Here is a 21,031-nt window from a genome sequence, read left to right on the forward strand (position 1 = left end):
AGGGGAGACCCTATGACCAAAGCAAAGATCGGCGTCCTGATTTCCGGTCGCGGCTCGAACATGGCGGCTTTGCTCTACGCAGCGAAGGCCGCGGACTGCCCCTATGAGATCGTGCTGGTCGCCGCCAATGATCCGGACGCGCCCGGCCTAGCGCTTGCCGCGGCCGAAGGCATCGCCACCTTCGGCCAGAGCCACAAGGGGCTAAAGCGCGCGGAGTTCGACGCGGTGATCGACGCGCAGCTGCGTGCTGCCGGCGTCCAATATGTCGCGCTGGCCGGCTATATGCGGCTTCTGTCGCCCGAATTCGTGTCCGGCTGGGAAGATCGGATGCTCAACATCCATCCCAGCCTGCTGCCCAAATATAAGGGCCTCGACACCCATCAGCGCGCGATCGACGCGGGCGACAGCCATGCCGGCTGCTCGGTCCATATCGTCACCGCCGAACTGGACGATGGCCCGGTGCTGGGCCAGACCCCGGTGGCGATCCTGCCCGGCGACACGGCCGACAGCCTGGCCGGGCGCATCCTGATCGCCGAACATCAGCTCTATTCGCGCACGCTCGCCGATTTCGTCACCCGTGAGCGCCAGCCCGACTGGCTGCTGAACAAGGTGCGTGAAGCCGCGCTGGCGCTGCCGCAGGCGGACGAGATCGTGTCGCACGGCATGCCCTGCTTCGGCATCGTCAAGGGCAAGAAATTCGCCTATTTCACGCGCGACCATCATGGCGACGGCATCATCGCCGTGCTGGTGAAGACCACCGCGCCGGAGGAGCAGGCGACCCTGATCGAAGCCGACCCGGACCGCTATTACCGCCCCGCCTATTTCGGCAATGACTGGGTCGGCATCCGCCTGGACCTGGGCGATACCGACTGGGACCATATCGGCGAGCGCCTCCACGCCAGCTGGCGCCAGATCGCGCCGCGCAAGCTGCTGGGCCTGATGGACATCGCCGACCAGTTCTGACCATCTGGTCGATGGGCCGAACAAATATGCAGGATGAGTTGTGATCTTCCTGCGTCGGGCCGATGCTGGACATTGTCCGGAAACATTGTGCTGTATTTACAGTATATTGACGGGAAATTACTGTGCCGGGCCATGGATGCCCGTGCGTCGGCATGGGGGCTGGTCGATCTTCGGACGGCCGTTTCGACAGGGATTTGCATAATGAAATCGACGATGGTCCGATTGAGCATCGCGCTCCTCGCCATGGGCGCAGCCGCGCAGGTGGCAGTCAAGGCGCAGGATCTCAGCAGTTCGCGCCAGTCGGTGGGGCAGCCGAGCAAGGACCGGATCGTCATCGGCCTGGGTGCGGCGGTGACGCCGGTCTATCAGGGCGCCGACGATTATCGCGTGCTGCCGCTGCCCGCGATCGACATTGTCGAGGGGCGCTTCTTCGCCAATTTCCGCAATGGCGTGGGGCTCAATCTGGTCGATGACCGGGCGCTGACCATCGGCGCGGGTGTCACGCCGATGCCCGGCTATCGGCGGCGCGACGTGCCCACGGGCGTCGATCGGTTGTCCTGGGGCGTGGGCGGGCGCGTGTTCGCCAATCTGACCGGCGGCGGCGTGGTGGCGACGCTGGGCGCGACGCAGGGCATTACCGGCAGCACCGGCGGCTTCATCGCTGACGCCAGCCTCTCCTATCCTGTCATCCTCAATCCCAAGCTCATCATCACCCCCTCGATCGCCACCAGCTTTGCCGACGGCAAGCATATGGATGGCTATTTCGGGGTGAATGCGCGGGAGGCGGCAGCGTCCGGACTGGACCAATATCGCGGCAAGGCAGGGTTCAAGGATGTCTCGGCGCTGCTCAACATCGTCTATCGGCTCGACAGCCGCTGGAGCGTGACCGGATCGGTCGGGGCGACTAGTCTGCTCGGCCGGGTCAAGGACAGTCCGCTGGTCGAGCATGCGACGCGGCCGAACGGCTTTCTGGCGCTCGCCTACCGGTTCTGAACCAGGCGATCGGCGGCGGGTTTAGCTGCCGACCGTCAGTTCCTCATAGCAGGCCTGCGCCTCGGGCGCGGGGCCGCGCCGGCTGGGCAACTGGATCACGCGGACGACGCGGACGCCGGCGGCGTGGGGAAAGGTGATGAGGTCGCCGGCGCGCACCGGCGCATGGGACCGGTCGATGCGCCGACCGTTGAGGCGGATATGGCCGTCCTCGGCCAGCTTCTGCGCGGTCGAGCGGCTTTTCGACAGGCGCGCGAACCAAAGATATTTGTCGATGCGCAGGGACGGGCCGACGCCCGCCCCCGGCATTGCAATGGCCCCCTTGGGGTCAGCCATTGCGCCCCAGCAGTTCGGCCAGGCCGGCAAAGGCATGGTTGCTGGTCGCGGCCTTGTGGCTGGCGGGGGTAGCGCGCGGCGCGCGATTATCGTCGCGGTCGCCACCCTTGCGCGGGCCGCGATCGCCGCCCTTGCCGCCACGGTTATCGCCACGACCTTCGCCGCGATTGTCGCTCTTGCCGGCAAATTTGCCTTCGGGGCGCTGCTGCTGATCGCGGCGGGGACCGCGCGGGCCACGATCGCCCTGCGGGCGGCCTTTCTGCCGACCCTTGAAGACCCAGTTGGCGCCGGTGGCGGCGACGGGCGCTTCGGCCGGGGTTTCGGTCGCCGCTTCGCCAGGCGTTCCCGCGTCCGCTTTGACGGGGGCCTCGGCAACGGCTTCCGCCGTTGCTTCAGGCGCAGCCTCGGTCGCTTCGACCACGTCCGTGCCTTCCACGGCGGGCGCGGCTTCGACCGGCGCCTCGGCGACGGGCGCCGGGGTCGGCACCGGATCGATCGGGCGGAAGCCGGCGGCGCGCATCAGCTGCAGGAAGGCTTCTTCGCTCAGGCCCAGCGACACGATCTGCGGGCTGAGCGCGCTGAACGGCTCATTCTTCGCGATCGTCTCATGCGCGGTGCGGGCCATGCGCTCGGCCATATCGATGCGCAGCATCTGCGGGCCAAAGCTTCGGAAGCCCGCGATGCGGGCGCCCATTTCCTGCGGCTTGTCGCCGGTCGGGATCAGGGTCAGGCCCGGCTGGGGCAGCGGCAGGCAGGGCTTGCCGATGCGCGCCGCCTGCAGCGCCGCACGCCAGCGCGCCGCGCCCGGCTTCAACAGGCCGGGGTGATAGAGGTCGAGCACGCCGATATCGATGCCGGCGCGGCGCAGCAGATGGCGCTGATCCTTGTCGAGATGGCCGAGCGCCGAATCAAGGTCGAGTCGCGGCGCGACGCCACCGGCATCGGCCAGCTGGGCGAAGACCGCGCGGACGACGGCGGGCACGGCCGGATCGGCAGCGCTTTCGCTCATCTTGACCAGCGGCAGCAGATGCTTCTGCTTCTGCGCCTCGAACCAGGTCGCCAGACGGGTGGTCACCTGCTTCTGCACATCCGGGCCCAGCGCGGCGAGCGCGCGATCGAGCCGGATTTCGGGCGCGAGCAGGCCTGCGCCCGCCATCAGCGTTGCGACCGGGGTTCCCTGCCAGGCGATGCCCGGCGTCTGTCCCGCATCGTCCATGAGCGCGAAATCCGTATCCGCAGCGCTCATCAATTCGTCAGCCTTCACTCGTAATACCTTTCCAAGGCGCCTTTCCGCCGCCGCCAGCAACAGCTTTCTGTCCTGGAGTCGCGTAGCGGGATCGACTGAGAAACGAAATCCGTCAAGTCGCCCGATCGTCTCGCCATCGACGCAGACCGTCCCATCCGGGTCGACCGTGACCGGCAGATTGCTCGCATTCTGTCCGATATCCCTTAGCAGAACAGAGGTGCGTCGGTCCACGAAACGCTGCGTCAGGGCCGCATGCAGCGCATCGGACAGCTTTTCTTCCAGCATGCGCGTGCGTTCGGCCATCTCCACCGGATTGGCGAGCCAGTCGGGACGATGGGCGATATAGGACCAGGTGCGCGCGGCGGCGATCCGGCCCGACAAGGTGTCGATGTCGCCCTGGACCGAATCGAGGCGGGCGATCTGCTGGGCGAACCAGTCGCGCGGAATATGGCCGCCAAAACCCGAACCATTGCCGGCGATGAAGCGCCAGATGCGCGCCACGGTGCGGGCATGATGCTCCGCGCCCAGCTTCTGGAAATCGGGCAGGCCACAGGCGGCCCAGAGTCGTTCGACATCGCGCTTGGAGCGGACACGGGCCTGGACCTCCGGGTCTTCGGCCATGCGGCGCAGCACGGCCAGGTCGACCGCCTGCGGCGCGGCGCGCAGTTCCGGGCGGTCGGGCCGGGCCTCCAGATCGATGATGAGATGATCGATGCTGTCAGTGCGCGGGGCGCCGTCGCGCCAGAAAAGCTGGTCGACGGAAGGGAAGCGATGCGCCTCGATCGCCTCTATCTCTTCGGGCGTGAAGGCGGCGTCGCCATCCTCCGATCCCAGGCTGCCGAAGGTGCCGTCCTTGTGATGGCGCCCGGCGCGGCCGGCGATCTGGGCCATTTCGGCGACCGTTAGCCGGCGCGACCGGCGGCCGTCAAACTTGCGCAGCGAGGCGAAGGCGACATGGGCGACGTCGAGATTGAGGCCCATGCCGATCGCGTCGGTGGCGACCAGATAATCGACATCGCCGTTGAGGAACATCTGCACCTGGGCGTTGCGGGTGCGGGGCGACAGGGCGCCCATCACCACCGCCGCGCCGCCGCGGAAGCGGCGCAGCATTTCCGCCACGGCATAGACTTCCTCGGCCGAGAAGGCGACGATGGCGGAACGGCGGGGCAGGCGCGACAGCTTCTTGGCGCCGGCATAGGAGAGGGTGGAGAAGCGCGGCCGGCCGATGATCTCGACCTCAGGGACAAGGCTCTTGACCGTCTTCGCGATGCTGGCGGAGCCCAGGATCATCGTTTCCTCGCGGCCGCGGGCGCGCAGGATACGGTCGGTGAAGATATGGCCGCGCTCGGGATCGGCGCCCAGTTGCGCCTCGTCCAGCGCGACAAAGGCGAAATCGCTGAGGCCGCCGGTCATCGCCGCCGCCTCACGCCCACCGCTGATCGGCATGGATTCGGCGGTGCAGAGGAAATAGCGCGCGCCCGGCGGCACGATCTTTTCCTCGCCGGTGATGAGGGCGACCTGCTGCGCGCCCTTGATCGCGACGACGCGGTCATAGACTTCGCGCGCCAGCAGGCGCAGCGGAAAGCCCATCATGCCGCTCGAATGGCCGCACATGCGCTCGACGGCGAGATGGGTCTTGCCGGTATTGGTGGGGCCCAGCACAGCGGTGACGGGCGAACGGGCGAACTGGGCCATGATGGGGCCTATGTCGTGCAGGATGGCGGGCAGGGCAAGGACTTTGCGCGATCGGCCCGATGTTCCCTTGGTTAACGGGACTCTGCCCGGCCATGGGCACGTTTCGTCGCAGCGGCGCGGGTCATGACGGCGTCTTAAATTGACTTTAACCCTGCGCGTTCACAAGGGTGCGGTCCGACGCATGGCGCGGGGACCATTGCGTTGGCGATGCGATAAAAAGCACCCCGGGGGTTGCGGCTTTTGTTCCAGGATAATCAGTCGGGTTTTCAGCAGGGTGGCGCGTCCATGTCGCTATGGCTGGCGGACAGCCTGCAGCGACCGGCGGCGCCACGCGACTGGCGCACGCGCCTGAGGGACTGGGCGGAGGACGTCAATCTGGTCCCGGACCTGGGGCAGAATGTCGGCAGCCTTACCTGGTTCCGCGGCCTTGCCACCTGTTTTGGCCTGTGCGCCACCGCCCTCTATCTCTCGCCCGGTTTCCAGCCGGTGCCCGGCGCGCCCGAACCGCTGCTGGCGCCAGCGCAATATGACGAGGTGCGCAGCCAGATGATCACGCCGTTGGCGCTGGGCGCGGACAGCGGCCGGCGGATGGGCGCGACCGATGCGGTGCAGCCGCTCAAGGAAACGCCCGAGCGCCCGCAGATCGAACTCAATGCCCAGATCGGCAGCAGCGACACGCTGGCCCGCGCCCTGTCGCGTGCCGGGGTCAGCAGCGGCGATGTCGCGACCGTGACCAGCATGGTCGGCGGCGATATCGGCGCAGGCGTGAAGCCGGGCACCCGGCTCGACATCATCCTGGGCCGCCGTGCCAGCCGCACATCGCCCCGGCCGCTCGACAAGCTCAATTTCCGCGCGCGGCTCGACCTGGCGGTCGAACTCAACCGGGTCGGCGGCGTGCTGCAGGTGACGCGCGTGCCCATTCGCGTCGACAATACCCCGCTGCGCATCCAGGGCGTGGTCGGCGACAGCATCTATCGTTCGGCCCGTGCCGCCGGCGCGCCGCCCAAGGCGGTGCAGGCCTTCCTGCGGGTGATCGCCAAGCAGGTCGATCTGGGATCGATCGGCGCGGGCGACCGCTATGACATCATCACCGAATATCATCGCGCCGAAACCGGCGATGTCGAGGTGGGCGAGCTGCTCTATGCCGGTTTCCGCCGGGCGCGGGGCAAGGCGGTCGATATGCTGAAATGGACCAGCGACGGCCGCACCGAATGGTTCGAGGCATCGGGCGTGGGTGAAAAACGCGGCGTGCTGGGCGCGCCGGTCGATGGCGCTCGCATGACGTCGGGCTTCGGTATGCGCCGCCATCCGATCCTGGGCTATACCCGCATGCATGCCGGCATCGATTTCGGCGCGCGCTATGGATCGCCCATCTATGCCGTGACCGACGGCGTGGTCGCCTTTGCCGGCCGTCATGGCGGTCATGGCAATTATGTCCGCATTTCCCATGGCGGGGGCCTGGCCACCGGCTATGCCCATATGAGCCGGATCGCGGCGGTGCCGGGCCAGCGGGTGCGGCGCGGCCAGGTGATCGGCTATGTCGGCTCCAGCGGCCTGTCGACCGGTCCGCATCTTCATTATGAGCTGTATCGTAATGGGCAGGTGGTCAATCCGCTGTCGGTGAAGTTTACCACGACGGCGCAGCTGACCGGCAGCGATCTGGCCGCCTTCCGCGCGCGCCTGGCCCAGCTCAAGGGGCTGAAGGTCGGCACGCATGAGGTGGCGGCCGCCGCGCCGACCGCGGGCGCACCGGCCGCTGCGGGGAAATAAGCGGCTTTGCGGCGGTGGCTCGCTCGGCTAACGAGCGGGCATGACATCCTCCCATCCCGCCACCATCACCGCGATCCTGCTGGCAGGCGCGCGGCCGATCGCCGATCCGCTCGCCACCGCTGCCGGCGTACCGGTCAAGCCGCTGGTGCCGGTCGCAGGCGAACCGATGATCAACCGCCCGGCGCGCGCCTTGCTCGCTCATCCGGCAATCGGCCAGCTGGTGGTGCTGACGCAGAATCCCGAATATTTCGCCGATGATCCGGCCACCGCCTGGCTGGCGAGCGATCCGCGCGTGCGGTTCGAGCGTGGCGGCAAGGGCATCGCCTCCTCGCTGCTGGAACTGATGGAGAAGGCGGACCTGCCTTTCCCGCTGCTGATGACCACGGCGGACCATGTTCTGCTCGACGCGGCGATGCTGGATCAGTTCGTGGCGGAGGCGACGGGCGCCGACATCGCCGTCGCCATGGTCGAGAAGACGACCCTGCTGGCCCATTATCCGCAGTCGCGCCGCACCTGGCTCAAGTTCCGCGACGGCTGGTGGTCGGGCGCGAACATCTTCTGGTTCGGCAGCGCCAAAGCGCGCCCGGTGATCGCGTTGTGGCAGGATGTCGAGCAGGACCGCAAGAAGGGCTGGAAGATCCTGTCCGCCTTCGGCCCGCTGGCGCTGGTGGGCGCGCTGCTGCGCATCCTGACCCTGCGCGGCGGCATTGCGCGGGTGGGGCGGCGTTTCGGCCTGACCGCGCGGCTGGTGGCGATGGACCAGGCGGAAGCCTGCATCGACGCCGACAAGCCCGACGACATCGTGCTGATCGAATCCATCCTCGCGCGCTAAGGGCCTCGCGCGCTAAGGGGCAGAGCGTTTCCCTATCGGGTTATTCCCGATGCCGCGCACTGTGGCTGCATGCTAGAAACAATCGGACCCGGCAGATGGGCCCGATGAACGGAGCACCCGCATGCGCAAGATTCTGCCCCTGGCGGCATTGTTGCCCGCCACCCTCGTCCTGATGGCACAGACAACGCCCGAAGCGGCGCCCCCGCCGCCGGCGCCGACCCCGGTCACCCCGGTCAGCGGCGATTCCCGCGACGTATCGGTCGCCGCCTGCCTGAACGAAGCCAAGGCCCAGGGCGCGAAGAAGGGGGTGATCGACGTCACCCTGCGCGAGGTCGAGGATACCGACAAGAAAAGCGACAGCCGCGGCGCCGTGCGCGCGCTGGTCAATGTCGTGATCGACAAGGACGGCAAGCAGAAGACGGTCAAGAAGACGTTCAAGTGCAGCACCCAGAATGGGGTGGTAACCGCCTTCAAATATTATTGAATTTCCCTAGCCCGGTCTCATCAGGCTGAACCGGGCGCGGCACCAGCGCGTCGTTCCTCTCCCCCCTCGATCCAGGGATGGCGCGCTGGTGTCGCTCAGTTCGCGTCGGGCTTCGGCGGCAGGGTATCGCGCAGCGCCAGCGCATGGCGGGTGGCAAGTCCCATCATCAGGAAACCGGCGATCGAGGCGACGATATTGGCGATCGCCGCGCCGATCGTGCCGTTCATCGGCAGCAGCACCGCCTGCATCCCCAACAGCAGCAGGGTCGAGGCAAAGGTGATGCGCAGCGACAGGCCGGCACGGTCGGTCGCCATCAGCAGCGGGCGATAGCTGACGCCGACCAGGTCGATACAGGCCGACACGCCCAGCAGCATCAGCAGCGGATAGGCGGGCAGGAATTCCTTGCCCGCGATCAGGCCCAGCAGCGGATGGCCGATGGTCAGGATCAGCGCAATGATGATGGCGCCGGCGATCAGCGCCAGCCGGTTGGTGCGGCGGAACAGGGACCGCAGCGCATCCACGCCATGGCTGGACTGGGTGCGCGACAGTTCGACGAAGATGCTGCGCGAGAGCAGGCTGGAAATCTTGGTCAGCGACTGGGCGAGCTGGTTGGCGAGACGATAGAGGCCCGCGCCCACCGGCCCGACGAACAGGCCGACGACCAGAACCGCGACCTGTTGCCCCATGGCGGACAGGCTGGTCTGCAGGTTGGTGGCGGTCAGGAAGCCGACGATGCCGGGATTTTCGTGGCGCGCATCGAGCGCTCGGCCGGCGGTCCAGCTGCCGAGCCGCCCCTTGCCTTCGCGCAGGGCGAGGTACCAATAGGCCGCCGCACACAGCAGTTCGGCGGCGCCCCAGGCGATCAGGAAACCGGTGATGCCGGGCATCAGGGCCAGGGCCAGGCCCGCGCCGATCATCCGCCCGACCGGGATCATGGTTTCGGCGACGGCGGCCGAATCGAACCGGTCGAACAGGCGCAATATGCCGGTGGGGGAGGAGCGGATGGTGATCATCATCACCATGCAGAACAGCCAGGCCTGAAGCCCCATGCCCGGCCCCAGTTGCAGCTGGTTGCCAAAGGCGAGGATGATGATCGCGGCGATCAGGCCGCCGGCCACGGCCGAGGCGAGATCGATCAGGATGCAGAAGCGCAGCACCCGGTTGAGCGCATTGCCGTTGCCGTCCGCCAGATGCGGCTGGCCATAGCGCACGACGATCTGCCAGCTGTCAAAGGACACCAACGTCTTGATGACGTTGGCCGCGCTCAGCACCAGCGCGAAGCGGCCGAAATCGGCGACGCCCAGCGTGCGGGTGACGATGGCGAGATAGGCAAGGCTCAGCACCGCGCCCACGCCCTTGCCGCCCAGCAGCCAGCCGGTATTGGCCAGGATACGGGCAAAGCCATCCTGTGCGCTGCTACCCTTTGCGCGCTTCAACTTCACCGGAACAGGAGCCTTTCGCGTGACACGCCGTTTGTTGCTGGCGGGCGTCTATCTAGGGAAGGGCGGCGCATTGCGCAAATGCGTCCTTCTCTTCCCTGCGCTGCGAAATCGCTCTAAAGCGCGGGCATGACCATCAAGAAAGCCATCATCCTCTCCGCCGGCCAGGGTTCGCGCCTGCTGCCGCTGACCCGTGACGTGCCCAAGTGCATGATCGACTTCAACGGCCGCACCCTGATCAGCTGGCAGATCGCCGCGCTGGTCGCCAATGGCGTGACCGACATCGTCGTCGTCACCGGCTTCCGCACCGAGCGGGTCGAGGATCATGCGCTGCAGCTTTATCGCGAGACCGGCGCGCGCATCCGCACGCTGTTCAATCCCTTCTTCCAGGTCGCCGACAATCTGGGCAGCTGCTGGATCGCGCGTGAGGAGATGGATCAGGACTTCATCATCCTGAACGGCGACACCATCGTGTCGGACGAGATCGTGGCGAAGCTGGTCTCGGGCGCCAAGGACGCGATCACCGTCACCGTCGACGTGAAGCCCGACGGCGACTATGACGATGACGACATGAAGGTGAACCGGGACGAGACCGGTCGCCTGCACCATATCGGCAAGCGGCTGCTGCCGCCCGACACCAATGCCGAATCGATCGGCATGCTGGCGTTCGTGGGCGAAGGGCCGGCGATCTTCCGCAACCAGGTCGACCAGATGATGCGCACGCCCGAAGGCGTCGCTCGCTGGTATCTGCGCGCGATCGACATCATCGCCAAGGGCAACCGGGTCGGTACCGTGTCGATCGAGGGGCTGGAATGGCAGGAAGTCGATTTCCCGCAGGATGTCGATGCGGCCAATGCGCTGACCGAGAAATGGGTGGAAGAAGGGCGCTACGGCGCGTGAGCGCCGGGTTGCGTAGCCAATTCGGCGGCTGCCAAATGGCCGGAATGGGTGGTTTGCGGAAGGTCTGTTTTCGGCTTAAGCATACGAGATGAATACCGCAGAACCCAACGGCATATTGATCCTTCTCGCGGTTGCCGGTGCAACGTATTGCACTTACGAAATATGGTCCGGCTTGAAGAACGAGCGTATGAATTTAATCTTATGGGCTAAATCCGAGGCGGTAAAAAGAGAAAGCGTCGGCAAATTCTATATGTATCTCGCATTCAACGTATGCGTTTTGGCATCATGCCTATTTTACATATTTGCCTAGCCCCACATCTCCATCATCCCGAATTGGATGTCCGCTTTGGGACATCAGTCTTTCGCCCTTAAACGTCGATAATTGGTCGTTTGCCGACCGTCTGATCTGTCTACCCTAACTAGAAGGCCTCGCCGATCCCGAAATAGAAGGCGGCGCCGTCCTTGCCCCAGGCAATGTCGGCCCGCAGATTCACATTGGCTTCCTTAGAGGCGAGATAGCGCAGGCCGAAACCGCCGGCCGGCAGCATCTTGGTATGTTTCCAGATATCCTTGCCGCTGCGCGCAATGCCGCCGATGCCGCCGAAGGCGACCATGCCGATCTTGCCGAACAGATGCTGGCGCACCTCGCCCTGCAGCGCCCAGCTGGCCCGGTCGCGATAGCGGCCGGTCTCATAGCCGCGCAGGTCGCCATTCTGGCCATAGAGGCACAGGTCATAATAGGGCGCGCCGTCCGACGCCTCGCACAGCGTCTTGCGCACCACCAGCACGGTTTCGCGCCCCAGCGGGAAATAGCCATTGCCCGCAATCTGCAGCTTGTGATGGGTGAAGTCGCTGCCCAGCCAGTCGGCGCCATAGGTCAGTGATCCGGTGGTGTAGACGCCCTTGCGCGGATCTACCGGATTGTTGCGGCTGTCGAACGTGAAGGAGGGGCCGAGCATCGCAATCTGGCTGTGTCGCTCGATCGCGGGCGGCGTCAGGTTCGGATGATTGGGCAGCGGCAGCGAAACGCGGGCGTTCATGTCGAGATAATAGAGGCGCGCGCCGAAGGAGAGGTGGCGCAGGAAGCCCTTGCTGAAGATCTGATATTGGGTGTCGACCATGGCGGCAAAGGCCTTGTCGCGCAGCTTGATCGACAGGTTGGATGCGCCGGCATTGGCGCCGATGCCATAGAAGCGCAGATTGGCGACGCCATAGCCGGCCCAGCCCTGGAAGCGCAGCCGGTCGTCGGCCAATGTCATGTTGTGCGATGCGCCCAGGCCCCAGCTATCGGTGCTGGTGTAGCCGCCACCAAAGCCGCTGACCCAGGGGCGGGACGATCCGTTGGGATTATAATAGAGCACCGCCGCACCGGCGAGGCCGGTGCCCATCGCCGGACTGGACAGCGGGATCGGCGCGATCACCAGATCCGGCTTGGTGCTGGGCGGGGGCAGGGCGGCATCGGGCGCGGGCTCCGGTTCGCCGGCCTGCACGCTCTGCGCCTGATCCATGATCTCGCGCGATGGCGTATTCTGGGCGGCGGCGGGAAGGGCCATGCCCAGGCACATCATCAGGCTTGGGCCGGCCAGCGCGTGTCGCACGCCATGTCTCCCTGTCATGTCGGACCAGCCTAGAGGAAGGCGGGGGCGGCACCATCGGGGGAAATGTGCAGGCAAAAGGGGGAAATTACCCAGAAGCCAGGCGAGCGCCTTTTCCGCATATTGTCTGCCCGGCCCGAAGGAGCAGGGCGCGGGGCCGGGGGACAGGGGATGATGGCGATGCGAGGATTGACGCTGCTATCGGTCATGACGCTGGGCGTGGCGAGCCATGCCCGCGCAGAAGAAGTGCCGCCCGTCCCGATCATTACCCAGGTTGCGACCAGCGCCGATCCCGTCAGCGGGACGACCGACACGCCGATGTCCGTTGCGCCCGCAGAAGCGGCGGTGGAGCCCCCGCCCGAGCGCAGGACATATCCGCTGCTGCCGATCGGCGGGCGGGCGGCGATTGAGCGCGGCTATCATATCCAGCGCGCGCTGGGCGCCAGCGGCATGCTGATCCACAATGTTCAGCATATGAACAGCCGGAACCTGGCAGTCGCCATTGCCAAGGGCGATGATCCGCCCGAGGGCGCGTCGCTGCTACAGGTGCCCTTCGTCACCACGACGGAGATGGAAAGCCGGACCAGCAACAGCGAGTTCAAAGCGGATGTCTGGCTGTTTCCCTTCCTCAACCTGTTCGCCGGCATCGGCAAGGTGAAGGGGCATGTCGATGTCGGCGTCGACATCGATCTCGATGCCTTCGTGCCTTTCCCCTTCTGTCGCCCGGCCAAGCCCTGCGGTCATAGCCAGCTGCCCTTCAAGGCGGATGTCGACAACACCTCCTTCACCTTCGGCAGCATCCTGGGTTATGGCAGCAACAGCTGGTTTGCTGCCCTGTCCCTCGCCAAGACGATCAGCGTGGCGAAGAAAGACCGGTCCGACATGCGGATGACCAACATCGCGGCACGGGCCGGCCCGCGCTTCTCGCTGGGCGGCGACACGATCCTGACACCCTATGTCGGCGCCAATTATTTCGACATGGATGTCACCGTGTCGGGACTGGTGCGCAGCGGCCCTTTGTTCGAGGACGGCGATGGTGTCGGCCTGCGCTACAAGGTCGACCTGTCGAGCCGGCGCCCCTGGGCCGGCATCGCCGGCGCCAATCTGGAACTGTCCAGCCATTGGGCGATGCAGGCCGAATATAATCTGGGGCAGGAATCCAACCGCTTCGTGCTGAGCCTGACCTTTCGGCCCTGATCCGGCCGGCCCCGATCCGTCCGATCAGAGGGCGAAATGCCCCTTCAGCCAATCGCGCAGTGCCGTGTCAGCTTCGCTGTCAATCTTGACCGCGCTGCCAAGGTCGGGCTGGCCCGGCCAGCCGGCGTCGGCAATGGTCAGGCCGGCGGCGCTGCGCTCCCCGTCATAGCGGGGGATGACGTGGAAATGGACATGCGGGTCGACCATCATCAGCATCAGATAATTGATCTTGGCATAGCCTACCGCGCGGGTCAGCGCAGCCTCGATCGCGGCGGTGACGGTCTTGAGTTCTGCATGCGCGGCGCCCGGCAGATCGCCGAACGCGGTCGCGTCGCTCTTGGCTGCCAGTATCAGCGATCCCAGTGTCGGCTGGGCCGGGCGCAGCAGCACGACCCAATGGTCGAATTCGGCCACCAGCGTCGCGGGCCAGCCGAACTTGGCGATGGTGGCGTTCATGCGGCGGCTTCCGCTTCGTCCATCCAGCTGACGATCGGCCGGCCGGAGCGGTGGACGATATAGGCCTGGGCCAGGCGCACGGCATGGACGACCAGCGAGATGATGGTCCACCAGGCAAGCGCGATCAGGCCGATGTCGGGCCGGCCGAACAGCAGCGCCACGAACAGGATCACCATGTTCGGGTTGCGGCGCGCGGTGATCAGGCGGAACTGGCTGTCGAACGGGCGCCAGACATGGATGTCCATCTTGAAGTCCTTGAGGAACATCCCTTCGATCAGGCGCTGGAGGATATAGCCCGCGATCACGGCCGTCATGATGAAGGTGAAGGTGCCGGCCGACAGGCCCAGCCCCCAATAGGTGAGGCCCACGCCCCAGAAATACCACCAGAAGGGCGGGTGGACCAGGTCGACGCCATGGTCGATCACATTGCCCCATTTGGACGAGGTGATGGTGCAGCGGGCGAGCTTGCCGTCCACCGTGTCGAGCACCATGAAGATGAAGCCGCACAGGAAGCCGGTCCAGAACAGCCCCTTGGCAAACAGGAAGGTGGCGACCAGGCACAGCGTCACGCCGATCACCGACACCATGTTCGGCGTCATCTTCAGCTGCGCGGCGATGCGCGTCAGGATCAGTGCCAGTTCGGGCCAGAGATATTTGGTCAGCAGGTCGGTCACGCCCTTATAGGCGCCGAAATAGCTTTGCCGTTCGATCGCCTTGCGGGTCTGGGGCACCAGTTCGCGCACCATCGGCTGTTCCAGCTTGCGCAGCTGGCGATTGTAGAGCTTGCGCCCGTCCGACAGGTCGATGAGGCCGCTGGCCTGCATCGGGTCGCTGCCCGCCGGCACCTGGCCGACGATCGGCTGGCCGGCCCAGGCGAACATCGTGCCGGGCGTTTCCAGCACCAGCCGCAGCAGCAGCGGGTCGAAGGCATAGGCGAGGTTGAAGACCAGTTCATGGCCCGGCGCCAGCGTGCTGCCATTCTTGGCCGCGCTTTCCGCCATGCGGCGATTGCGTTCGGCGTTGGACATGCCCCAGATCGGGGTCGCGTTCTCGCCGAGCAGGCGAACCGGGCCGAGGGTGGTGCTGATCGTCTGCATCATGCCTGTGCCTTCTGCGCAAAATCGAGGATGAGGGCGGCCTGCCGCTGCGAGGCGGGGACCGGGGAAAGATCGATACTATCCTGCATTGCCGCTTCCTGAGCAGCAACCAGGCCCGGTTGCAAGCCCGCTACCCGATCGAGCGCGCCCTGAAGCGCATCGGCGCGGTCGATCACCTGGCCCAGACGCCAATGGGCGAAGGCCTGATCCTCGCGCCAGTCATGATGGTCGATGTTGAGGAAGATGCAGGGGCGGGGGGTGAGCAGAAACTCGTAAACCTGGCTCGACACGTCGCCCAGATAGGCGTCGGCGCTGGTTGTGTAGCTCATGTCGATCGAGTGGCGGCTGCCCATGTCGACACGGATATGCGGGCTGCCGCTGTGGATCGGCGGGATGCGACGGGCGAGCTTCACATGTGGCGCGATGATGACGTTCCAGCCCTGCAGCGCTTCGAGCGCGGCCATGACCTGCGGCCCGTGCCTGACCCAGGAGGACAGGTCCGGGTCGAAATGCGGATTGTAGAGCAGCACCGGCTTGTCATCGTCGAACAAGGGCCGGCGCGGCGCGCGCAGTTCGAACTTGGCATAGCCGCCGACCAGACAATTGGTTTCGGTGCAAAGGCCATATTCGATCATCCGCCGCCGGTCCTTCTCGCCCGCGACGATGGTCAGGTCGAAATCGGCGTGGCGCTGCTTGTAGCCGCCGGCCCGGTCGCCCGCGCCATGCTTGATCAGGATCAGGCGGGTGGCAAAGCCGGGCACCCGTTTCAGCCAGGCGCTGGTAATCTCCGTCGTCACCAGGGTCGGGAAGCGGGCGATGGCGCGATAGTTGAGCAGCAACGTCGCCAGCCGCGAGGGCAGGCGGAACAGGGAGTCGGGCTTGGTCGAGGGGCGACGCAGCTTGATGAGGTCGAGCCGCCCTTCGGGATCATAGCTGGCAACCAGATCGAGAATCAGGCGCGAGGGCGAAAGCACATGGACGCGCACATCCGCGCGCTTGCCCAGTTCAAGGGCGGCCGGCAGCCAGTGAAACACCTGCTGCGCTTCGGCGATGGCAAGAAAGGCGATGTCGATCGGCAATGAAGGCGGTCCCCACAGATATTCGCCGCCGCAGGGGCATGACCTGCGTTTGCTTTACTTCGCCCCGTGTCGCAATGCGAGGGGGGAGCGAAACGAGGTCGCTCTAGCGTGGCTGGCGCGGGACGCAAGCCGAAGCCCCTCTTCGGCAATGATTATTTGCAATCGATTTGCAACAAGGCCCGCCGGGGCAGAATCATGGTCTCAGTGCTGGACCTTTGCAGATTTTTCGTTATGCGGACCCCCATCAGACAGACATCGACGAAGAGGCTCGACGAGCGATGGCCGAATTTGCTTTGCCCAAGAACAGCAAGATCAGCGGCAAGGGCGTGACCCACAAGGCGCCCGAGGGCGCGACCAATGTCCGCAGCTTCAAGGTCTATCGCTACGATCCGGACTCGGGCGAGAATCCGCGCTACGACACGTTCGAGATCGATCTCGACAATTGCGGCCCGATGGTTCTCGACGCGCTGCTGAAGATCAAGAACGAGTATGACTCGACCCTGACCTTCCGCCGTTCGTGCCGCGAAGGCATTTGCGGTTCCTGCTCGATGAACATGAACGGCAAGAACGGCCTGGCCTGCACCACCGCGATCGACGAGTGCGCCGGCAAGCAGGTGCAGATCACCCCGCTGCCGCACATGGACGTCATCAAGGATCTGGTGCCGGACTTCACCCACTTCTACGCCCAGTACAACAGCATCAAGCCCTGGCTGCAAACCGTCAGCCCGGCGCCGAGCGGCAAGGAGCGGCTGCAGTCGCCCGCTGATCGCGAGAAGCTGGATGGCCTTTATGAGTGCATCCTGTGCGCCTGCTGCTCGACCAGCTGCCCCAGCTACTGGTGGAACAGCGACAAGTTCCTGGGCCCGGCGATCCTGCTGCAGGCCTATCGCTGGCTGGCCGACAGCCGCGACGAGTTCACCGGCGAGCGCCTCGACGAGCTGGAAGATCCCTTCCGCCTCTATCGCTGCCACACCATCATGAACTGCGCGAACGTCTGCCCCAAGGGCCTGAGCCCGGCCAAGGCGATCGCGGAGACCAAGAAGATGATGGTCGAACGGCAGCTGTAAGTTGACCAGCGACGGTGTTGCAGGCGGGCGACCGCTGAACGAAGGGAAATGGTCGGGCTGGACCGCCTGGCACGATCCGCATCCCGACACCTTCCTGCAGGCCATCGGCCGCGGTTATATGCGCGGGCTGGGCGAGAAGAAGGCGCATGTCGCGCTGGAAACCCGCACCAGCCACCGCAACCGGCTCGATACGCTGCATGGCGGCTTCCTCGCCGCCTTTGCCGATCATGCCTATTTTGGCGGCCTGTGGGCGATGGGTTATCGCGATCAGGTGAACGGCGTGACCATCGACCTGTCGATGCAATATCTGGGCGCGGGAAAGGTCGGTCCCGACCTGCTGGCCGAGGTGGAATTGCTGCGCGAGACCGGGCGTCTCATGTTCCTGCGCATGCTGATCACCCAGGAGGGCGAGCCGGTCGCGGCGTCCACCGCCACGCTGCGCAAGGCGCCCAAGGCGCAGTGACCAGCGTCATCGCCCGTTATGATGCGCTGGTCGCGGCTGGCGAATTGCGGCCCGACCCGGACCAGCGTGCCGCCGCCGTGCGACTCGACCAGCTTCAGCATGATCTGGAAGCGACGCCGGCGCGTGGCTCGACGCTGTGGAAGCTGCTGCGCAAGCAGCCCGAGCCGCCGCGGGGCCTCTACATGTGGGGCGGCGTCGGGCGCGGCAAGTCGATGCTGATGGACCTGTTCTTCGACACGGTCCATGTGCAGCGCAAGAAGCGCGCCCATTTCCATGAATTCATGCTCGACGTGCATGCCCGCCTGGCCGAGGCGCGCAAGTCCGAGTCGGGCGATCCGATCCCGCCGGTGGTCGAGTCGCTGGCCGAAGAGGCGCGGCTGCTCTGCTTCGACGAGATGGTCGTCAACAATATGGCCGATGCGGCGATCATGTCGCGCCTGTTCACGGGGCTGCTGGAAAAGCGGGTGACGATCGTCACCACCTCCAACCGCGAGCCCGACGAACTCTACAAGAATGGCCTCAATCGCCAGCTGTTCCTGCCCTTCATCGACCTCATCAAGGCGAAGCTGGACGTGATGACGCTGAACGGTCCGGTCGATTATCGCCGCGACCGCCTGGGCGACTCGAAGCTGTGGCATGTGCCCAATGGGCCGGAGGCGACCAGGGCGCTGTCGGAGGCCTTTTTCCGCCTGACCGACTTTTCGGTCGAGGATCGGGCCAAGGTGCCCTCGGAGGAGATTGTCGTTCAGGGCGGGCGCACCATGCATGTGCCCAAGAGCCTGAAGGGCGTTGCCGTCTTCTCGTTCAAGCGGCTGTGCGTCGAGGCGCGCGGCGCGCCCGACTATCTGGCGATCGCGCGCAAATATCATACGGTCATCATCGTCGGCATTCCGGTGCTGGGGCCGGAGAAGCGCAACGAGGCAGCGCGCTTCGTCACGCTGATCGACTCGCTCTACGAATATAAGGTCAAATTGCTCGCCTCGGCCGATGCCGAGCCGATGCGCCTCTATCCCGAAGGGGATGGGGCGTTCGAATTCGAGCGGACCGTGTCGCGGCTGATGGAAATGCAGTCCGACGATTATCTCGCGCTGGGTCACGGTCCCAAATAAGCGCGGCGCACCCCGTCGTGCGCGCATTTCGCCCTATCGCCGCTTGCGTCGACGTTCATCAGGGCGCAACTTTCTTACGGAAAAACAGACCGGATGCTTCCACTTGGGAAGCATCCGGCAGGCTACCGCTGCAGGGAAGGCTCTAGGTCCAGGGTAGGAGACCAGGAGCGACAGGGTGTGAAAAAGCCTCTAATGCAACTGCGAATGAATTGCAAAGATAATTTGCCATAGGGGGCTTTGTTTGGTTGAAACCCCCACAATATGGGCGTAGGCGCACTGACAATTCCAGAGTTCACATCTTGGAGGATGATTGCATATGGCCCGTAAGAAGATCGCGCTCATTGGCGCTGGCAATATCGGCGGCACGCTCGCGCATCTCGCGGCTCTCAAGGGACTCGGTGACATCGTCCTGTTCGACGTCGTCGAAGGCGTTCCCCAGGGCAAGGCTCTCGACCTGTCGCAGTGCGCCTCGGTCGAAGGCTTCGATGCGAAGATCACCGGTTCCAACGACTATGCCGATATCGCGGGCGCGGACGTCATCATCGTCACCGCCGGCGTCGCCCGCAAGCCGGGCATGAGCCGCGACGACCTGCTGGGCATCAACCTCAAGGTCATGAAGGCCGTGGGCGAGGGCATCGCCGCCAACGCCCCCGACGCCTTCGTCATCTGCATCACCAACCCGCTCGACGCGATGGTCTGGGCGCTGCGCGAATTTTCGGGCCTGCCCGCGAACAAGGTCGTCGGCATGGCCGGCGTTCTGGACAGCTCGCGCTTCAACCACTTCCTGGCGGAAGAATTCAACGTCTCGGCCAAGGACGTCACCAGCTTCGTGCTCGGCGGCCATGGCGACACCATGGTTCCGGTGATCGAATATTCGACCGTCGCCGGCATCCCTGTTCCCGACCTGATCAAGCAGGGCCGTTCGACCCAGGAGCGCATCGACGCCATCGTCAAGCGCACCCGTTCGGGCGGCGGCGAGATCGTCGCGCTGCTCAAGACCGGTTCGGCCTTCTATGCGCCCGCCACCAGCGCGATCGCCATGGCTGAAGCCTATCTGGGCGACAAGAAGCGCCTGCTGCCCTGCGCCGCGAACCTGACCGGCCAGTATGGCGTCGACAATCTCTATGTCGGCGTGCCGGTCATCATCGGCAAGGACGGCGTCGAGCAGGTCATCGAGATCGAACTGAACGACGAAGCCAAGGCCAACCTCCAGGTGTCGGTCGACGCCGTCAAGGAACTGCTGGAAGCCTGCAAGGGTATCGATCCCTCGCTCGCCTGAGCCAACCAGCTTGCACCGTCCCGTTCCAGGTAAGTGCGCAGCCTGGGACGGGTCGCTTTAGACCCAAGTGCCACGTCCACAGAGAATAAAGGGACACATATGTCCATTCTGGTGAACAAGAACACCAAGGTCATCACCCAGGGTATGACCGGTGCCACCGGCACCTTCCACACCGAAACCGCTCTTGCCTATGGCACGCAGATGGTTGGCGGCGTGACCCCCGGCAAGGGCGGCACGACCCACATCGGTCTGCCGATGTTCGACACCGTTGCCGAAGCCAAGTCGAAGACCGGCGCCGACGCCTCGGTCATCTATGTTCCGCCGCCGTTCGCGGCCGACTCGATCCTGGAAGCGATCGATGCCGAAATCCCGCTGATCGTCGCGATCACCGAAGGCATCCCGGTTCTGGACATGGTCAAGGTGAAGCGCGCCCTGTCGGGTTCGAAGTCGCGCCTGATCGGCCCGAACTGCCCCGGCCTGCTGACGCCGGGCGAATGCAAGATCGGCATCATGCCCGGCAACATCTTCTCGAAGGGGTCGGTCGGTGTCGTGTCGCGTTCGGGCACGCTGACCTATGAGGCCGTGTTCCAGACCACCAATGCGGGCCTGGGCCAGACCACGGCCGTCGGCATCGGCGGTGACCCGGTCAACGGCACCAACTTCATCGACGTGCTGGAACTGTTCCTGGCCGACGACGCCACCGAATCGATCATCATGATCGGTGAAATCGGCGGCGACGCGGAAGAGCAGGCTGCCCAGTTCCTGATCGACGAAGCCAAGAAGGGCCGCAAGAAGCCGATGGCCGGCTTCATCGCGGGTCGCACGGCGCCTCCGGGCCGTCGCATGGGCCACGCCGGCGCGATCGTGTCGGGCGGCAAGGGCGACGCGGAAAGCAAGATCGCGGCGATGGAAGCGGCCGGCATCAAGGTCGCTGCCAGCCCGAGCCTGCTGGGCGAGACCCTGCTGGAAGTGCTGAAGGGCTGATCCGCCTTTAAAATATGATATGGAAACGCGGCCGGGCTGCACCCCGGCCG

19 protein-coding genes are annotated in these 21,031 nt (G+C 65.3%); 12 read left to right on the plus strand and 7 right to left on the minus strand.

The annotated features are described in order from the left end of the window. Positions 1 to 12 precede the first annotated feature (12 nt). Both purN and JQK15_RS13945 read left to right on the plus strand, forming a co-directional pair. Positions 13 to 963 carry a phosphoribosylglycinamide formyltransferase gene (purN, locus tag JQK15_RS13940; protein ID WP_214866128.1) on the plus strand — a complete coding sequence of 317 codons (951 nt, stop codon included), beginning with the start codon at positions 13 to 15 and terminating at the stop codon, positions 961 to 963. Positions 964 to 1,164: 201 nt separating this feature from the next. Beyond that, positions 1,165 to 1,956, plus strand: a complete 792-nt coding sequence (locus JQK15_RS13945) for a MipA/OmpV family protein (RefSeq protein WP_214866129.1) — start codon at positions 1,165 to 1,167, stop codon at positions 1,954 to 1,956. 21 nt (positions 1,957 to 1,977) lie between these two features. Here JQK15_RS13945 and JQK15_RS13950 read toward each other — a convergent pair whose 3' ends face one another. Both JQK15_RS13950 and JQK15_RS13955 read right to left on the minus strand, forming a co-directional pair. Further along, complete coding sequence (locus tag JQK15_RS13950) at positions 1,978 to 2,262, minus strand: RNA-binding S4 domain-containing protein (protein WP_214866130.1); 285 nt, start codon at positions 2,260 to 2,262, stop codon at positions 1,978 to 1,980. Between the two features lie 19 nt (positions 2,263 to 2,281). Next, entirely contained in the window at positions 2,282 to 5,230 is a 2,949-nt protein-coding gene (locus tag JQK15_RS13955; RefSeq protein ID WP_214866131.1) for a helicase-related protein, read from the minus strand. Positions 5,231 to 5,515: 285 nt separating this feature from the next. Here JQK15_RS13955 and JQK15_RS13960 point away from each other — a divergent pair, with 285 nt between their 5' ends. From JQK15_RS13960 to JQK15_RS13970, 3 genes are all read left to right on the plus strand, one after another. Further along, on the plus strand, positions 5,516 to 7,000 hold the full coding sequence (locus JQK15_RS13960; RefSeq protein ID WP_251007743.1) for a M23 family metallopeptidase: 1,485 nt from the start codon (positions 5,516 to 5,518) through the stop codon (positions 6,998 to 7,000). 40 nt (positions 7,001 to 7,040) lie between these two features. After that, entirely contained in the window at positions 7,041 to 7,832 is a 792-nt protein-coding gene (locus tag JQK15_RS13965) for a nucleotidyltransferase family protein (protein WP_125985209.1), read from the plus strand. 121 nt (positions 7,833 to 7,953) lie between these two features. Next, positions 7,954 to 8,316: a hypothetical protein gene (locus JQK15_RS13970; protein ID WP_004211134.1), complete on the plus strand. Its 363-nt coding sequence runs from the start codon at positions 7,954 to 7,956 to the stop codon at positions 8,314 to 8,316. 95 nt (positions 8,317 to 8,411) lie between these two features. On the opposite strand, the gene JQK15_RS13975 is transcribed toward JQK15_RS13970, so the two are convergent. Further along, positions 8,412 to 9,758 carry a lipopolysaccharide biosynthesis protein gene (locus JQK15_RS13975; RefSeq protein WP_214866133.1) on the minus strand — a complete coding sequence of 449 codons (1,347 nt, stop codon included), beginning with the start codon at positions 9,756 to 9,758 and terminating at the stop codon, positions 8,412 to 8,414. A gap of 126 nt (positions 9,759 to 9,884) precedes the next feature. Between JQK15_RS13975 and JQK15_RS13980 the strand changes: the two genes are divergently transcribed. Then, positions 9,885 to 10,655 (plus strand): phosphocholine cytidylyltransferase family protein, encoded by a 771-nt coding sequence (locus JQK15_RS13980; protein ID WP_010337489.1) that lies wholly within the window; start codon positions 9,885 to 9,887, stop codon positions 10,653 to 10,655. Positions 10,656 to 11,074: 419 nt separating this feature from the next. Here JQK15_RS13980 and JQK15_RS13985 read toward each other — a convergent pair whose 3' ends face one another. Continuing rightward, on the minus strand, positions 11,075 to 12,253 hold the full coding sequence (locus tag JQK15_RS13985; protein WP_353047200.1) for a BamA/TamA family outer membrane protein: 1,179 nt from the start codon (positions 12,251 to 12,253) through the stop codon (positions 11,075 to 11,077). 168 nt (positions 12,254 to 12,421) lie between these two features. On the opposite strand from JQK15_RS13985, the gene JQK15_RS13990 reads away from it, so the two are divergent. Beyond that, positions 12,422 to 13,447 carry an outer membrane beta-barrel protein gene (locus JQK15_RS13990; RefSeq protein ID WP_214866134.1) on the plus strand — a complete coding sequence of 342 codons (1,026 nt, stop codon included), beginning with the start codon at positions 12,422 to 12,424 and terminating at the stop codon, positions 13,445 to 13,447. Positions 13,448 to 13,471: 24 nt separating this feature from the next. Here the strand turns inward: JQK15_RS13990 and JQK15_RS13995 are convergent, their stop codons facing one another. From JQK15_RS13995 to JQK15_RS14005, 3 genes are read right to left on the minus strand one after another with little or no spacing between them, the layout of a single operon-like run. Then, positions 13,472 to 13,903 carry an HIT family protein gene (locus JQK15_RS13995; protein WP_214866135.1) on the minus strand — a complete coding sequence of 144 codons (432 nt, stop codon included), beginning with the start codon at positions 13,901 to 13,903 and terminating at the stop codon, positions 13,472 to 13,474. Beyond that, entirely contained in the window at positions 13,900 to 15,003 is a 1,104-nt protein-coding gene (locus JQK15_RS14000) for a CDP-alcohol phosphatidyltransferase family protein (RefSeq protein ID WP_099234035.1), read from the minus strand. Before JQK15_RS14000 ends, JQK15_RS13995 begins: the two co-directional genes overlap by 4 nt. After that, complete coding sequence (locus tag JQK15_RS14005; protein ID WP_214866136.1) at positions 15,000 to 16,079, minus strand: CDP-glycerol glycerophosphotransferase family protein; 1,080 nt, start codon at positions 16,077 to 16,079, stop codon at positions 15,000 to 15,002. Before JQK15_RS14005 ends, JQK15_RS14000 begins: the two co-directional genes overlap by 4 nt. A gap of 278 nt (positions 16,080 to 16,357) precedes the next feature. Here JQK15_RS14005 and JQK15_RS14010 point away from each other — a divergent pair, with 278 nt between their 5' ends. From JQK15_RS14010 to sucD, 5 genes are all read left to right on the plus strand, one after another. Next, positions 16,358 to 17,146, plus strand: a complete 789-nt coding sequence (locus JQK15_RS14010) for a succinate dehydrogenase iron-sulfur subunit (protein WP_004211148.1) — start codon at positions 16,358 to 16,360, stop codon at positions 17,144 to 17,146. Between the two features lies 1 nt (position 17,147). Further along, a complete protein-coding gene (locus JQK15_RS14015) occupies positions 17,148 to 17,609 on the plus strand; it encodes a PaaI family thioesterase (protein WP_048937829.1) in 462 nt (153 codons plus the stop codon). Continuing rightward, positions 17,606 to 18,718, plus strand: coding sequence for a cell division protein ZapE (gene zapE / locus JQK15_RS14020; RefSeq protein WP_004211152.1), 1,113 nt, complete (start codon positions 17,606 to 17,608; stop codon positions 18,716 to 18,718). The genes JQK15_RS14015 and zapE overlap by 4 nt, the downstream gene beginning before the upstream one ends. 316 nt (positions 18,719 to 19,034) lie before the next feature. Beyond that, positions 19,035 to 19,997 carry a malate dehydrogenase gene (mdh, locus tag JQK15_RS14025; RefSeq protein ID WP_010337480.1) on the plus strand — a complete coding sequence of 321 codons (963 nt, stop codon included), beginning with the start codon at positions 19,035 to 19,037 and terminating at the stop codon, positions 19,995 to 19,997. Positions 19,998 to 20,096: 99 nt separating this feature from the next. Further along, positions 20,097 to 20,981: a succinate--CoA ligase subunit alpha gene (sucD, locus tag JQK15_RS14030; protein WP_004211155.1), complete on the plus strand. Its 885-nt coding sequence runs from the start codon at positions 20,097 to 20,099 to the stop codon at positions 20,979 to 20,981. Positions 20,982 to 21,031: the final 50 nt, after the last annotated feature.

Source organism: Sphingobium sp. BHU LFT2, from assembly GCF_018604485.1.
Lineage (GTDB): Bacteria > Pseudomonadota > Alphaproteobacteria > Sphingomonadales > Sphingomonadaceae > Sphingobium > Sphingobium yanoikuyae_A.

What these genes read in the sequence shown, in the direction of transcription:
- purN (WP_214866128.1), top strand. Translation starts at nt 13, where the DNA reads ATGACCAAAGCAAAGATCGGCGTCCTGATTTCCGGTCGCGGCTCGAAC.
- JQK15_RS13945 (WP_214866129.1), top strand. Translation starts at nt 1,165, where the DNA reads ATGAAATCGACGATGGTCCGATTGAGCATCGCGCTCCTCGCCATGGGC.
- JQK15_RS13950 (WP_214866130.1), bottom strand. Translation starts at nt 2,262, where the DNA reads ATGCCGGGGGCGGGCGTCGGCCCGTCCCTGCGCATCGACAAATATCTT.
- JQK15_RS13955 (WP_214866131.1), bottom strand. Translation starts at nt 5,230, where the DNA reads ATGGCCCAGTTCGCCCGTTCGCCCGTCACCGCTGTGCTGGGCCCCACC.
- JQK15_RS13960 (WP_251007743.1), top strand. Translation starts at nt 5,516, where the DNA reads ATGTCGCTATGGCTGGCGGACAGCCTGCAGCGACCGGCGGCGCCACGC.
- JQK15_RS13965 (WP_125985209.1), top strand. Translation starts at nt 7,041, where the DNA reads ATGACATCCTCCCATCCCGCCACCATCACCGCGATCCTGCTGGCAGGC.
- JQK15_RS13970 (WP_004211134.1), top strand. Translation starts at nt 7,954, where the DNA reads ATGCGCAAGATTCTGCCCCTGGCGGCATTGTTGCCCGCCACCCTCGTC.
- JQK15_RS13980 (WP_010337489.1), top strand. Translation starts at nt 9,885, where the DNA reads ATGACCATCAAGAAAGCCATCATCCTCTCCGCCGGCCAGGGTTCGCGC.
- JQK15_RS13990 (WP_214866134.1), top strand. Translation starts at nt 12,422, where the DNA reads ATGATGGCGATGCGAGGATTGACGCTGCTATCGGTCATGACGCTGGGC.
- JQK15_RS13995 (WP_214866135.1), bottom strand. Translation starts at nt 13,903, where the DNA reads ATGAACGCCACCATCGCCAAGTTCGGCTGGCCCGCGACGCTGGTGGCC.
- JQK15_RS14000 (WP_099234035.1), bottom strand. Translation starts at nt 15,003, where the DNA reads ATGATGCAGACGATCAGCACCACCCTCGGCCCGGTTCGCCTGCTCGGC.
- JQK15_RS14010 (WP_004211148.1), top strand. Translation starts at nt 16,358, where the DNA reads ATGGCCGAATTTGCTTTGCCCAAGAACAGCAAGATCAGCGGCAAGGGC.
- mdh (WP_010337480.1), top strand. Translation starts at nt 19,035, where the DNA reads ATGGCCCGTAAGAAGATCGCGCTCATTGGCGCTGGCAATATCGGCGGC.
- sucD (WP_004211155.1), top strand. Translation starts at nt 20,097, where the DNA reads ATGTCCATTCTGGTGAACAAGAACACCAAGGTCATCACCCAGGGTATG.